We start from the raw sequence: 13,030 nt of genomic DNA on the forward strand, positions 1-13,030 counted from the left end.
CTCCCCCCCCCCCCCCCCCCCCCCCCCCCCCCCCCCCCCCCCCCCCCCCCCCCCCCCCCCCCCCCCCACCCCAGCTCCCACACGTGGTTCAGTGTTGTGTTCGGGTTATTCATCATTCCCGACCAGCCGCGAACGGGTCATCTGCACCGGTGGAAAGTGGCAGGTAAAGGTACTGCCATGCCCCAGCACGCTGCTGATTTCCAGGCGGGCACGGTGGCGCAGCAACACGTGCTTGACGATGGCCAGGCCGAGCCCGGTGCCGCCGGTGTTGGAGTTGCGGCTGGAGTCCACACGGTAGAAACGCTCGGTCAGGCGCGGCAGGTGCTTGGCGTCGATGCCGATACCCGAATCCTGCACGCTGAGGTGCGCGCCGTGCTCGTCGGCCCACCAGCGGATGCGGATATTGCCCTTGTCCTGGGTGTATTTCACGGCGTTGAACACCAGGTTGGAAAAAGCGCTGCGCAACTCGCCTTCACTGCCTTTGAGCAGCACGGCCGGGTCGGCCTCCAGGGTGATCTGTTGTCCGCGCTGGCCGGAAAGGGCCTGGGCGTCGTTCTTGATGGTCTGCAACAGGCTTTGCACGGCCACGGGGTGGTTGTCCGACGGGTAATCGGTGGCCTCCAGCTTGGCCAGCAACAGCAGGTCGTTGAGCAGGGTCTGCATGCGTGAACCTTGCTGCTGCATCTGCTGCAGGGCACGGCTCCAGCGCGGGTTGATCTCGTCGACGTTGTCCAGCAGCGTCTCCAGGTAACCGCAGATCACCGTCAAGGGCGTGCGCAGTTCGTGGGAGACGTTGGCAACGAAGTCTTTGCGCATCTGTTCAAGCTGATGGATACGGGTGACATCGCGCACCAGCATCAAGTGTTCATTGTTGCCGTAGCGCGTCAGGTACAGCTGGATGCGCACGCGGTCGTTGGTGGGCGAGGGGATTTCCAGGGCTTCTTCGTAGTTCTCCTGTTCGAAGTACTCCTTGAAGCGCGGGTGGCGCACCAGGTTGGTCACCGGTTGGCCGCTGTCCTGGGGTGTCTTGAGGCCCAGCAAGGTCTCGGCGGCGCGGTTCCACCATTCCAGGTTGCCGTCGCTGTCGAGCATGATCACCGCGTCTTTGAGCGCGGCAGTGGACTCTTGCACGCGGTCGATCACCGCTTGCAGGCGCCCGCGGACCCGTTGGTCGCGGCGTTGCAGGTGGTAGATGCTGTCGAACACCTCGCCCCACAGGCCGTAGCCGTCGGGTGGTGCTTCATCGGGTTTGTGCTGGCGCAGCCATTCATGCAGGCGCAACAGTTGCTTGAGGGTCCAGCCCAGGTACAGGCCGATACCGACGGCCAGGCTCCAGCCGTAATAACCGCTGACCAGGCCCACCAACAGGCAGCCGGTGATCAACAGAAGCATGTGGCGGATCAGGGTGCCATGCCAGTTCTGGTTCACTTAAACATGCGTCCTTGTCAGCTGTTAAGGAAGGAAAGGGGCTGGCTCAGCCTTTGGTGGAAAAGCGATAGCCAGTGCCGCGCACGGTTTGTACCAGATTCTCGTAGGCATCGCCCAAGGCTTTGCGCAGGCGACGGATGTGCACGTCCACGGTGCGTTCTTCCACGTACACGTTGCCGCCCCAGACCTGGTCCAGCAGTTGGCCACGGGTGTAGGCGCGTTCCTGGTGGGTCATGAAAAATTGCAGCAGGCGGTATTCGGTCGGGCCCATCTCGGCCGGCTTGCCGTCGATGGTCACGCGGTGGCTGATCGGGTCCAGGATCAGGCCGTCGACTTCGATCGGTGCTTCACCGTCGGTCGGGCCAGCGCGGCGCAATACGGCCTTCAGACGCGCGACCAGCTCACGTGGGGAAAAAGGTTTGGTGATGTAGTCATCGGCGCCCACTTCCAGGCCCTGGATCTTGTTGTCCTCTTCACCCTTGGCGGTGAGCATGATGATCGGGATGTCCCCGGTCAGCTCGTCACGCTTGAGGCGACGGGCCAGCTCGATGCCGGAGGTGCCGGGCAGCATCCAGTCCAGCAGGATCAGGTCCGGCTTGCGGTCGACGATAATGGCATGGGCCTGCTGGGAGTTCTCCGCCTCCAGGCAGTCATAGCCGGCCATTTCCAACGCAACGGCGATCATCTCGCGAATGGGCGCTTCGTCGTCAACGATCAGAATGCTCCTGCCAACCATGCCTAAATCCTCTTGTCATTTAACTGTCTTGCGCCGCATTAGATAACGGAATTATTGCAGTCGTGTGACAGTAATTTAGTCGCTTGGGCAATTCGCGCCTCTCTGGACTACGCTTTGGGTCCGAATCCTTACAACCACAAAAGGAAGGTTCCGATGGCTATCAACAGTGTTTCCTGGAAAGCCCTGCTGGTCACGGCGGCGTTGACGCTGCCGACACTGGCCTTCGCGGCGGACCCCGCGATGACGAAAGACGGGATGCTGGTGGATCACAAGGGCATGACGCTCTATACCTTCGCCAAGGATGCTGACGGCAAGTCGGTGTGCAACGACAAGTGCGCGACCAACTGGCCACCGTTGACGGCCGCCTCGACTGACAAGTCTTCAGGCAAATGGACGGTGATCACCCGCGATGATCAGAAAAGCCAATGGGCCTATGATGGCAAGCCGCTCTACACCTTCGTGATGGACAAGAAGGCCGGGGACATGACCGGTGACGGCAAAATGGACGGCGCCTGGAAAGTCGCCAAACCTTGATACACCGCTATCGCCGGCAAGCCGGCTCCTACAGCGGAATGCATTCCAAATGTGGGAGCGGGCTTGCCCGCGAAGGCGCCAGCCCAGCCGCTACGAAACTTCAGCGAAACGCGTAGTCCGCCACAATCCCGACAAAGATCGCCAACCCAGCCCAATGGTTATGCAGGAACGCCTTGAAGCACTTCAAGCGGTCCTTGTCCCGGGTGTACCAGAACTCCCAGGCAAAACAGCCCGCTGCGGCCAACAGTCCCAAATGGAACCAGCCTCCCAGTTCGAACCGTGCCCCCGCCAGTAACAGGCACACCAGAGAAAGGCCTTGCAGGGTGAGGATGATCACGCGGTCGGCATCGCCGAACAGAATGGCGGTGGATTTCACACCGATCTTCAAGTCGTCGTCACGGTCAGTCATCGCGTAATAGGTGTCGTAGCCCACCGTCCACAGCAGGTTGGCAATATAGAGCAGCCACGCCGTGGCCGGCAGGTGGCCGGTTTCTGCGGTGAACGCCATCGGCATGCCCCAGGAAAACGCTGCCCCCAGCACCACTTGCGGGTAATAGGTGTAGCGCTTCATGAACGGGTAGCTCGCCGCCAGGGCCAGGCCGCCCAGGGACAGCAGGATGGTGGTGGCGTTGGTCAGCAATACCAGCAGGAAACTGATGCCCATCAGCACTGCAAAAAACACCAGCGCCTCTTTTGAGCTGATCTTGCCGCTGACCAGCGGGCGTTGCTCGGTGCGCTTTACATGGCCATCGACCTTGCGGTCGGCCCAGTCATTGATCACGCAACCACCGGCGCGGGTCAGCACCACGCCCAGTACGAAAATCACGATGTTGATCAGGGAAGGCGAGCCCTTGCCGGCAATCCACAGTGCCCACAATGTCGGCCACAGCAGCAGGTAGATGCCGATCGGCTTGTCCATGCGGGTCAGCTGAATGAAGTCCCAGGCCCTGGGGTTCAGGTGGTTCAAGGACTTGAGCACACGTTGATACATCAGCAGTTCTCCGGGTGGTCGTGCAGCGCGTGCCAGAAACTCGGCAAGAAGATTTCCGCCACCAGCACACTCAGCGCCCCACGGTCGAAGCGCGAACGGCGCCCCCACAACCCCTCAGCCTTGTCCGCCGCAGGCAGCCAGTCCCTTGGGTAATGGCACACTTCAATGGCTTGGCGGGTGAACGCCTGATCGCAAAACAGCAGCTCGCCCAGGGAGCGGCTGCCCAGTTCATCCATGTGCAGGCCGTCACCTTGCAAGGCACCGCGTGAGGCCACGCTACGGGCGAACACCCATGGCTGGCCATGCCCACGCAGATACACCTCGCGCACCCAGCCAAGGGTGGCCGCAGGCAGGCCCAGGGCCGCGCACTCGTCATCGCGCAGCGGCTGCCAGCCTTCGAACAGCGGCGTCACGCTGAAACCGTCGTTGGACAGCCACGTCAGCCGTCGCGTCAGCGAGTCTTCGTTGAACAGCCAATTGAGGGTCAGGGGCGTGGGCAAGGGGCTCAGAAGGCTCTGGGTCAGCCATTGGCAAGCATCGGGACGGGCGATTGAGTGCGGCACGGTGAGTCAGTATTGGCAGCAAAAGAGGCGGCGAGCTTACCATGGCGGCTTGATCTTTTGCCGGGCTGAACCGGCTCCATGCGTCGATCATGCTTGCATCTGCCGGCCCCGATCAGTACAAAACGCCCTGAGCCGCACGGCAACGTTGGTCTATCGACCGTCGGCCAAGATGCCTGGACCCTGAGGAAGCAAGTAAATGAAGAAGTGGCAATGTGTAGTCTGCGGCCTGATCTATGACGAGAAAGACGGTTGGCCAGATGACGGAATCCCGCCTGGCACCCGTTGGGAAGACGTCCCGGAAGACTGGCTGTGCCCGGACTGCGGCGTGGGCAAGATGGATTTCGAAATGATCGAAATCGGCTGATCTGAATTTAAAGAACCGTACTACAAGGAGAAAGGAATGAACGCACCTGTCGTGATCATCGGCACAGGATTGGCCGGTTACAACGTGGCCCGGGAGTTTCGCAAGCTCGACAGCGAGACCCCATTGCTGCTGATCACCGCGGATGACGGGCGCTCCTACTCCAAGCCCATGCTCTCCACCGGCTTTGGCAAGAACAAGGAAGCCGATGGCCTGAGTATGGCTGAACCCGGCGCGATGGCCGAGCAACTCAAGGCCGAAGTGCGCACCCACACCCGTGTCAGCGGCATCGACCCTGGCCACAAGCGCTTGTGGATCGGTGAGGAAGCGGTGGCTTACCGCGACCTGATCCTGGCCTGGGGCGCCGAAACCGTGCGTGTACCGGTGGAAGGTGATGCAGCTGAGCTGATTTTCCCCATCAATGACCTCGAAGACTATGCGCGTTTTCGCGCGGCGGCTGCGGGCAAACGCCGCGTGTTGCTGCTCGGCGCCGGCCTGATCGGCTGCGAGTTTGCCAATGACCTGATCCTCGGCGGCTACGAAATCGATCTGGTGGCGCCCTGCGAGCAAGTCATGCCGACCCTGCTGCACCCGGCGGCCGCCGCTGCCGTGCAGGCCGGGCTCGAAGGCCTCGGCGCGCGCTTCCACCTCGGGCCTGTGCTCAACCGCTTGCAGCGCACGGCGGACGGCCTGGAAGCGCACCTGTCCGACGGTGAAGTGGTGCATTGCGACCTGGTCGTCTCGGCCATCGGCCTGCGCCCACGGGTCGACTTGGCGGCCGCTGCCGGCCTGCAAACCAATCGTGGGATCACGGTAGACCGTCATCTCAAGACCTCCCACGCCAATATCTACGCCCTGGGCGATTGCGCCGAGGTCGACGGCCTGAACCTGCTGTACGTGATGCCGCTGATGAGCTGCGCCCGAGCCCTGGCCCAGACCCTGGCCGGCAACGCCACGGCCGTCAGCTACGGGCCGATGCCGGTGACCGTGAAGACACCGGTGTGCCCGCTGGTGGTTTCGCCACCACCACGGGGTACCGAAGGTGTATGGAGCGTTGAAGGCCAGGGCGCCGACATCAAGGCCCTGTGCCGCGACGCAGGCGGGCGCCTGTTGGGTTACGCGCTGACCGGCACCGCCGTCATGGAAAAACTGGCCCTGAACAAAGAACTTCCGCCGTTGCTGGCGTAAATACCTGTCGTTCTGTCGGAATCAGCACGGTCTTACCCCTAGAAAGGTCGCCGCGAGACTGGCGGAGCGTGCGAGGGCATGCCATCCTCACTCCCGTCTGCCGCAGAGTAGAGCCTGCGGCGCCTTGGGCGCTGCTCCAGCAGAGAGCAGCACGGACATAACAACAAAAAACCGTCAAAGAGGCTTCACTTATGCGTAAACCAGAACTCGCAGCCGCCATTGCTGAAAAAGCAGATCTCACCAAAGAACAGGCCAACCGCGTACTCAACGCCGTTCTCGAAGAAATCACCGGCGCCCTGCATCGCAAGGACAGCGTCACCCTGGTTGGCTTCGGCACCTTCCTGCAACGCCACCGTGGCGCCCGCACCGGCAAAAACCCGCAAACCGGTGAGCCTGTGAAGATCAAGGCCAGCAACACCGTTGCGTTCAAGCCGGGCAAGTCGCTCAAAGACAGCGTTAACCCGTAACAGCGACACCGTCTCGAAGGGAGGCGGGGCGGTAAAAAGAATGGGCACGCCGACTGGGTCGGGTGCCCATTTTTTGTAGGCTGGAGAATGTCAGGCCAGTAGTAACCTCCCGGTTACAACTCCCCCCAAGGATCAAATTTATAAGTGGCATCCAACGGTGTGAACGCTAGCCCAAAGAGCGCCTTGGATTCGAACATCGCCTTGAACTCAGCCGAACAGACCGTTTCGTTAATATCCGTGCATAGAAACAGGTGTTGATGAATGCCTGGTTTTATCTTGAATGATTCGATGGACTCAAAAACGATAGCGGGTACATCACTTTCTTCTGGTGTCTTGAGTTTGCCGGTGTATTTGTCGCGGTCGATGGTGAATACCGAATGCTCAAGATCAAGCAGGCTGAGTCGGGCGGTCGGAACGAAAAGGTTGTAGCGTTTTTCAGGTGTTTTTTTTCCTTTTAACTCTATCTCGACCTGACGCGTGATATGAGGAATTTCGAGCGTTGCGCAGATGTTCAAGACGGCATCTGTCGCCAGTAACTCCTCAATCATGAGGTCCGCTTTCAACTCCTTGATCTTGGCTTTGACTTTATAAGCGCTAGCAAACTGACTCTCATCCGGTGTTTCTGAAGGGTAATGAAACTCCGGGACGCCAGGAGTCCAGTCCGACTCAAAGAAGCTGGGCGCATCCGCCCCGTTGGTGTGGTAGTTCACGATGAAAAAATCAGCGCTGGCGCCGGTCATAAAAGTCGTCCTGTAACTGCATCAGTTTTGAAGAGGCCATTCTGCAGCCCGCCGCTCGCCCATTTTTGGATGTTCGAGACTTCCAGTGCGAGGTCCATATCAGATAACCCGGATTGTTGTTTGTTCAAGCCCCTGAGCCTGTCCCTGACAGCATCGGTGTACTTGTTATGGTTCGACCAATGTCCAGGAAGCTGCGTTTTGGCGGCAAGGTCTTTTGATCCTGGCAGGAAAGCACCGTTGGAGGCGCCATCCGGGTCCCAACCTATCTTTTTCAGCCTGGAGAACATTTTGCCGAACTCTTTGTGTTTGATCAGCTCCTCGGGTATCAGGTGATGGTTGGCCATACCGTCACCTTTGCGAGCCCCCATGTTCTTGCCTAGCTTCGTCGAGCACCAGCCCAGTGGGTCACTCCAGCCCAGAGGGTTGGTGGCGTACTGATAGAGGTTAATGCCGCCCAGCAATCCAACCGGGTCTTCTGTAGTGAATCTGCCGATATCGGGGTCATAAAGATAAAGGGGTCAGATTTATTTATAGTCCCTGTTTGGAGTAAATAGACCCGTCCCCTTTATCGCCATCGCCTTTATCGTTGAGTAAGCGGTCTATTTTTATTTGGAGTCAAACAATTCTTGCGTATGCCGGACTGCCTTGTTTACGCGCTCTGAAGCGGTAACGCTATCAATGCGTAAGTCGTCGGGTGTGTGCTCATAGTCCATGACCTCGTCCTCTTTTAGCGCTCCACGCAGATGGGCAATTACTCTGAAAATTATGTGATGCATACGCCAGCAAATTGAGGGTTCAATATTTACCAACTGTTCCTCAGATGCGGGCTTGCTTACGCCGCCGGTCCAGATTTCTGACTCAAACGCGAATTGAATTCTGTCATAACCAGAGGTGGATTTTGTGTAGTCGGGGTCACTGAAAAGAATCTTCCAGCGAGGGAGATCTGAAAAACGCATGCTGCAGAAAATCGGTCGAAACAAACGTTTTGAGGTGTCCACCTCGCTGATCGAGGTTGGGATTTGTGTATAGAATTTCTCAAAAACCTCAATCAGATGTCCCAGCGCAGGAGGAATCATCTCGATATAGCGTGCAATCACAAAGCCAGGCTCATCTGAAGCGTTGAGGGCTGGGATGTAGAAAAGATCACCCGGCTTGGGTGCCTTGAGGGTTTTCATACAGCAGCCTCTTTTAGGTACAAGATTTGATTTTGCTCGGCTTGATGCCCAGCGCTTTGGCCGCAGCCCTGTAGTTTTTATAGTGACTTTTGCCCCGTGCATCAGTGCGGCTTTTATTGATGGGTTCGATGACGTTGCCGGGGAATTTGCCTTTTGTTTTGTATTTCTCTCGGTAGGCCTGTTCGTAACCTTTGGCTTGAGAGTAAGTCATCTTGCCGTCCTGACCTTTCAACACACGCAGCTCTCCTTTTCCAAGCCGCGTGGACCTGTCGTGCTGACTTTCACGCGCCGCAGGATCCTGCTCGGTGTGACCGATGTAGTAAGGCGTTTTAGCACCGGGGGCGTAGAGCCCGTAAACATAGAAACCAGGTTTGTTTAGGGGCGTTGGGGTCCAGCCTAGTGGATCCAGCCAGGTAATAGGGTTTGCACCGTACGAGTAGAGGTTCAGGCCACCCAGCAACCCAATCGGATCCGGCGTCGTAAACCGCCCCACATCCGGATCATAAAACCTGAACGTATTGAAATGCAGCCCCGTCTCCCGATCCAGATACTGCCCCTGGAACCGCAGATTCTGCTCTTCAATGTAATAAGGCTCGCGCACCTCCTCCAGCGTGTTGCCCCACACCCGGTAAGTCGCCTGCCAGACGCTGTGCCCATCGGCCTCGGTCAGTTGTTCCGGCAACCCATTTAGATCGTTGTGGTAGTAACGAATCTTCTGCAACGGGCCCATGCCATCGACGCGGGCCAGCAGTTCATAGCCGTCATCGTCGTAAACAAAGAGGCTGGTCTGGCTGTGTTTATGCTCCTGCAACAACCGCAGTCCATCCCACACAAACTGCGTTCCTCCCAGCGGATACCCGTCACTGCCATGCTGGGTTTTTTCGATGCGTCGGCCCAGCGGGTCGTAGGCCATTCGCACGACGCTGCCGTCATCGTTACGCACTTCAATCAAGCGGCTTTCAGCATCGTAGGCAAACCGCTGCACGCCCCGTTTGGCGCTGCGTTTTTCGATCATCCGCCCAAACGCATCGTAGCAATAACGCTTGTCCTGATAGGTCAGCAACTTGTTATGCACCACCAACCCGGCACCCGCCTGCGGGCCGTCCAGCAGGTTGGCGGCGGCGTCGTAGGCGAAGGTTTCGCGCTGGCCGTGCAGGCTGTCCTGGCTGGCGATGATGCGGCCGGTGGCGTCGTAGTGCAGCAGTTGGCGGTGCTGTGCGGCGGGTTGTTGGTCGAGTTTGCCGATCAGGTTGTCGGCGGGATCGTATTCGAACTGCTTTTGCGCAGCCGCCGGCATCAACGATGGCTGACTTGCCAAGCGGCGTTGGCGCGAACGCAGGCGGCCACTACGGTCGTATTCGCTGCGGGTGGTGAGTTGGCCCTGGGTGCGCAGTACTTCGCGGTGCAGGCGGTCACGCTCAAAGTCGCTGACGACCTGGCCGTCGAGGTTGATCTGGTGCAGATGGCCGCTGCCGTAATACAGGCGATTGAGCCAGCGGCCGTCCGGCAGTTGGGTCTGGATCAGGTTGCCGAGTTCGTCGTAGTGGTGTTGCAGGTTGCCCGCCGAACTCTGCTCGCAAAGCAGTTGGCCGAGGGCATCGTAGGCAAAGCCCAGGGTTTGGACGTTGCCCTGCGAATCGGTGAAGGTGACAGCCGTGAGCTGGTCCACTGCGTCGTAGCTGTAGTCGGTGCGGCCATCGTCGGTGGTCTTGGCAATCAGCCGGCCCACTGCATCGCGTTCCAATCGATGGACGATAGGCGCGGGCGGCGTTTCGGGCACCAGGGCCAGACCGTTTCCGTAAGGCGCCGGCACGGCAGTCACCGCCGTGACGTTATCCAGCGGGTCATAGCTGTAGTGCTTGACGCTGCCGTCGAGGTCCTGCTGTTCAACCAGACGGTCGCCAGCATCCCAGGCAAAACGATAACGCTCGTCGTTTTCGTTGATCAGCGCTTGCAGCCGTCCATAGCTGTCATAGCCGAACTGCACCTGCCGGCCATGGGCGTCGATGCGCTGGCTGACTAGGCCACGGCGATTATGTTGATAGAGCGTCGTATGCCCGGCCGGGTCGGTGTAGCCCACCAATTGGCCGCTGACCGCGCGCTGGTACTGCTCGGTACGGCCGTCCGGCAATTGGGTGGTGAGCAGACGGCCCTGGGCGTCATAGCTGAATTGGGTACGCTCACCCAGGGCATCGGTAATGACCTGCAGATAGCCGCGCTCGTCGTAGCTGAATCGCATCGGGTAACCTGAGCAGTCGATGTGCTCGACCAGTTGTCCGAACGGGTTCCAGCGCAGCTTTTTGCTTTTGCCAGTGGCGTCAATAATTTCCACGGGCTGGCCGTGGGCGTCATAACGATAGCGCGTGACGTAGCCCAGTGGATCGGTTTCGGCGATGCAGTTGCCGCGTGAGTCATAGCGATATTGCCAGCTGTTTTCGGCGGCGTCGGTTTCCACCAGGGGCAAGGCCCAATGTTCCAACCACAGCGTCGAATCGCTGCGACCCAGCGGGTCGGTTTCGCCGATCAGGTTGCCGGCCTCGTCGTAGCTGTATTCAAAGCGCCCGCCCAGCGGGTCGGTGGCGCTGAGCAACTGGCGCTCGTCGTTCCATTCGAACAGCCAGGTGTGGTCAAGGTTGTCGCTGTAACGAATGATCTGGTGTTGGGTGTTCCAATGCCGGGTACTGACGCGTTGCAAGCCGTCGGTAATACGGGTGATACCGACCTGCAAGTCATAGTCGAACTGGTAAGCGTCGCCCTCATCGGTCCAGTGCCGTACCACGCGCCATTCCAAACCTTCAACCAAAGACCATTCGTAGAAGCAACGAAGCCCGGTCGGCAGTTGATGCTCCACCATCCTGCGACCGCTGTCGTAGGCAAAACGACGCTGAACCTGGCCCGTCGCATCGCGCACTTCAGCCAGGCTGCCCTGCGCGTCGAAGCCATAGCTGACCAGCACTTCTCGGCGCTGATCAGGGTACAGACGTTCGATGCGCGCCAACTGGCCCTGATCACGGATCAACTCAACCTGCACCAGGTCGAATGTGTCGCGTAGCCGCACCATGTACCCGGCTTCGTCATAATCGATATAGATGCGGTTGTCGTTTCGGTCGCCCAATTGAGTAAGGCGCAGCAGCGACGGGTTGGCGGAGGGTTCAAGCAAGCGATACAGGCCGTCATCGCTCTCGATTAGCAACTGCCCATTGAGGTGACGCCGCACCGCGAGCCCTTCACCGGCGCTGAATACCGCGCCGCCCAAGGGAATCGAGCCCATGTCGATAGGCCGACCTTGCTCATCGGTATAAATCAGCGTTTCACCGCCCTCTGAATGGGGCAGGATCTCGACGCACACTTCATATGGGACGCTCCAGCCTGCGCCCAACATTCCGCGCGGGCGCTCATCGCGGCTGTTGTAGAAGCGCTGCCAGTCGATCGGCAGGATGCCGGGCAGCACAAAATCCAGTTCCTCGGCATTGCCCAGCACCTTCGCGCCCGTGGCCGCATGCACCGGATTCGATGAACCCATCGCTGCGTTCGCCACGGCCCCCATCGCGCTGCTGACCGCCATCGACGTGGCCCCGCCGATCAACATGCACGGCAACTTGCTGAAGAACTTGCCCTTGCCACCCTTGAGCATCAACAGCGCCGTGACCGCCAGGCCGACGCCCGGGGTCTTGCCACTGCGGATCTCACGCACCACCACCGAACCGCCACCGATGGTCACGTTGGAAGAAACCAGCCCGGACGACACCACCGTCGCATCGCACGTGCTGCGGTCGCCGCTGCGCACGGCGGGCTGGCCGTTGACCGTGACCTTGTCCGAGCCCTCGGCCAGAAACTGCGGCGGCATCGGCGGGTGCTTCATGCACGTGACCAGGTCCAGCGGCTTGGGCACTGCACCTGGCGCAGGCGTCGCGACGGTAGGGCGCCACATCTGCGAGAAGAAGCTCTCGGCCATGTCCAGGTAGCTGGGTTCTGGCGCGGGTGCTTCCAGCTCGGTGCCCGCTGGCGCGACATGGGAGCTGATCGCACCGGCTGCGCGGGCCGCGGGAAGGTTGTTGGTGAGGGTGTCGGTGGAACCGGTGAGAATGTTCGCCTGCACCGTGGGCGGGAATAGCGCGTTGCTGAAGCTATCGCATAAATTCGTCAGGCCTTTGTCCGCCCCTGTCTTGCTCATGGCCAGGCCGACGATCGTGCCCACCACGGCCCCCAGCAGGAAGCAGCCGAGCCCGCCGGTGGCCACGGTAATCCCGGTGGCCGCGACCACGGCAGCCGTGGCCACGGCCGTGATCGCGATGTTGGCCGCGACCTCCAGCACACCGCCGAGAATGTCGGCCATCATCGAGGTGTGGGAGAGCGCATCGCCCATACGGGCTGCCCATAACGCGTCAGACATGCAGGCAGCTCATCAGGAAACAGCGTCGAACGACAGCGAGTTTTTGATCAACGCCCAGTGCGCCGCCTCGGCATCCCCAAGCTTGTCGGCCTTCACGTAACTCAAGGCGAGCATCTTGCGCGTACCCGGTAGCACCAGTGCCAGTTGATACTGGAACACCTTGTCATTGCCCTTGTTGAATTGGCTGCGCAGCTCAATGCCTTCCACCTCTTGGGCCGCGCCCAAACGCACGTCGACACCGGGTTGATAGCGTAAATCCTGCACCTGTTTTTCCAGGCGCTGGAGTTGGTCATTGAAGTTGCTGTGCAGGGTTTCACCCTCGGCGAGCAGGCTGCGGCTGACGATCAGTGAAGTCCCCAGTTCAGGGAACTTGAGGATATTGATCGAGGCGTCCTGCAGCTCACTGGTCGGCAGTTGAAACTGGAATTCGTTGATGCGGTACGTCATGGCAAAC

At 59.7% G+C, this 13,030-nt stretch carries 13 protein-coding genes; 4 read left to right on the forward strand and 9 right to left on the reverse strand.

Annotated elements, in window-relative coordinates; translation table 11 throughout:
• Nucleotides 1–105 precede the first annotated feature (105 nt).
• Nucleotides 106–1,392 carry a phosphate regulon sensor histidine kinase PhoR gene (gene phoR / locus AC07SU_RS15310; protein WP_494997542.1) on the reverse strand — a complete coding sequence of 429 codons (1,287 nt, stop codon included), beginning with the start codon at nucleotides 1,390–1,392 and terminating at the stop codon, nucleotides 106–108.
• Between the two features lie 82 nt (nucleotides 1,393–1,474).
• Nucleotides 1,475–2,164, reverse strand: coding sequence for a phosphate regulon transcriptional regulator PhoB (phoB, locus tag AC07SU_RS15315; protein WP_003195617.1), 690 nt, complete (start codon nucleotides 2,162–2,164; stop codon nucleotides 1,475–1,477).
• 153 nt (nucleotides 2,165–2,317) lie between these two features.
• On the opposite strand from phoB, the gene AC07SU_RS15320 reads away from it, so the two are divergent.
• Nucleotides 2,318–2,698 (forward strand): COG4315 family predicted lipoprotein, encoded by a 381-nt coding sequence (locus tag AC07SU_RS15320; protein WP_176994493.1) that lies wholly within the window; start codon nucleotides 2,318–2,320, stop codon nucleotides 2,696–2,698.
• A gap of 100 nt (nucleotides 2,699–2,798) precedes the next feature.
• Here AC07SU_RS15320 and ubiA read toward each other — a convergent pair whose 3' ends face one another.
• Both ubiA and AC07SU_RS15330 read right to left on the reverse strand, forming a co-directional pair.
• Entirely contained in the window at nucleotides 2,799–3,689 is an 891-nt protein-coding gene (ubiA, locus tag AC07SU_RS15325) for a 4-hydroxybenzoate octaprenyltransferase (protein ID WP_176994492.1), read from the reverse strand.
• Nucleotides 3,689–4,252, reverse strand: a complete 564-nt coding sequence (locus AC07SU_RS15330) for a chorismate--pyruvate lyase family protein (RefSeq protein ID WP_494997512.1) — start codon at nucleotides 4,250–4,252, stop codon at nucleotides 3,689–3,691. Before AC07SU_RS15330 ends, ubiA begins: the two co-directional genes overlap by 1 nt.
• Nucleotides 4,253–4,448: 196 nt before the next feature.
• Here AC07SU_RS15330 and AC07SU_RS15335 point away from each other — a divergent pair, with 196 nt between their 5' ends.
• The 3 genes from AC07SU_RS15335 to AC07SU_RS15345 all read left to right on the forward strand — a co-directional run bounded on the left by AC07SU_RS15335 (nucleotide 4,449) and on the right by AC07SU_RS15345 (nucleotide 6,268).
• Entirely contained in the window at nucleotides 4,449–4,616 is a 168-nt protein-coding gene (locus AC07SU_RS15335) for a rubredoxin (protein ID WP_494997513.1), read from the forward strand.
• A 36-nt stretch (nucleotides 4,617–4,652) separates the two neighbouring features.
• Nucleotides 4,653–5,801, forward strand: a complete 1,149-nt coding sequence (locus AC07SU_RS15340; protein ID WP_494997514.1) for an NAD(P)/FAD-dependent oxidoreductase — start codon at nucleotides 4,653–4,655, stop codon at nucleotides 5,799–5,801.
• A 191-nt stretch (nucleotides 5,802–5,992) separates the two neighbouring features.
• Complete coding sequence (locus AC07SU_RS15345; protein ID WP_003213368.1) at nucleotides 5,993–6,268, forward strand: HU family DNA-binding protein; 276 nt, start codon at nucleotides 5,993–5,995, stop codon at nucleotides 6,266–6,268.
• A gap of 113 nt (nucleotides 6,269–6,381) precedes the next feature.
• Here AC07SU_RS15345 and AC07SU_RS15350 read toward each other — a convergent pair whose 3' ends face one another.
• From AC07SU_RS15350 to AC07SU_RS15370, 5 genes are all read right to left on the reverse strand, one after another.
• Nucleotides 6,382–7,008 carry a hypothetical protein gene (locus tag AC07SU_RS15350; protein ID WP_176994489.1) on the reverse strand — a complete coding sequence of 209 codons (627 nt, stop codon included), beginning with the start codon at nucleotides 7,006–7,008 and terminating at the stop codon, nucleotides 6,382–6,384.
• On the reverse strand, nucleotides 7,005–7,469 hold the full coding sequence (locus AC07SU_RS15355; RefSeq protein ID WP_494997515.1) for an AHH domain-containing protein: 465 nt from the start codon (nucleotides 7,467–7,469) through the stop codon (nucleotides 7,005–7,007). The genes AC07SU_RS15350 and AC07SU_RS15355 overlap by 4 nt, the downstream gene beginning before the upstream one ends.
• 144 nt (nucleotides 7,470–7,613) lie before the next feature.
• Nucleotides 7,614–8,183: a hypothetical protein gene (locus tag AC07SU_RS15360; protein WP_494997516.1), complete on the reverse strand. Its 570-nt coding sequence runs from the start codon at nucleotides 8,181–8,183 to the stop codon at nucleotides 7,614–7,616.
• Nucleotides 8,184–8,196: 13 nt separating this feature from the next.
• Nucleotides 8,197–12,576, reverse strand: a complete 4,380-nt coding sequence (locus AC07SU_RS15365) for an RHS repeat-associated core domain-containing protein (RefSeq protein WP_494997517.1) — start codon at nucleotides 12,574–12,576, stop codon at nucleotides 8,197–8,199.
• Between the two features lie 12 nt (nucleotides 12,577–12,588).
• Nucleotides 12,589–13,023 (reverse strand): DcrB-related protein, encoded by a 435-nt coding sequence (locus AC07SU_RS15370; RefSeq protein WP_494997518.1) that lies wholly within the window; start codon nucleotides 13,021–13,023, stop codon nucleotides 12,589–12,591.
• Between the last annotated feature and the right edge of the window lie 7 nt (nucleotides 13,024–13,030).

The sequence above is a fragment of the Pseudomonas sp. GW821-FHT05H12 genome (genome assembly GCF_059419385.1).

Coding starts and splice junctions, on each gene's coding strand:
- phoR (WP_494997542.1), bottom strand. CDS start 1,392: ATGCTTCTGTTGATCACCGGCTGCCTGTTGGTGGGCCTGGTCAGCGGT.
- phoB (WP_003195617.1), bottom strand. CDS start 2,164: ATGGTTGGCAGGAGCATTCTGATCGTTGACGACGAAGCGCCCATTCGC.
- AC07SU_RS15320 (WP_176994493.1), top strand. CDS start 2,318: ATGGCTATCAACAGTGTTTCCTGGAAAGCCCTGCTGGTCACGGCGGCG.
- ubiA (WP_176994492.1), bottom strand. CDS start 3,689: ATGTATCAACGTGTGCTCAAGTCCTTGAACCACCTGAACCCCAGGGCC.
- AC07SU_RS15335 (WP_494997513.1), top strand. CDS start 4,449: ATGAAGAAGTGGCAATGTGTAGTCTGCGGCCTGATCTATGACGAGAAA.
- AC07SU_RS15340 (WP_494997514.1), top strand. CDS start 4,653: ATGAACGCACCTGTCGTGATCATCGGCACAGGATTGGCCGGTTACAAC.
- AC07SU_RS15345 (WP_003213368.1), top strand. CDS start 5,993: ATGCGTAAACCAGAACTCGCAGCCGCCATTGCTGAAAAAGCAGATCTC.
- AC07SU_RS15350 (WP_176994489.1), bottom strand. CDS start 7,008: ATGACCGGCGCCAGCGCTGATTTTTTCATCGTGAACTACCACACCAAC.
- AC07SU_RS15360 (WP_494997516.1), bottom strand. CDS start 8,183: ATGAAAACCCTCAAGGCACCCAAGCCGGGTGATCTTTTCTACATCCCA.
- AC07SU_RS15365 (WP_494997517.1), bottom strand. CDS start 12,576: ATGTCTGACGCGTTATGGGCAGCCCGTATGGGCGATGCGCTCTCCCAC.
- AC07SU_RS15370 (WP_494997518.1), bottom strand. CDS start 13,023: ATGACGTACCGCATCAACGAATTCCAGTTTCAACTGCCGACCAGTGAG.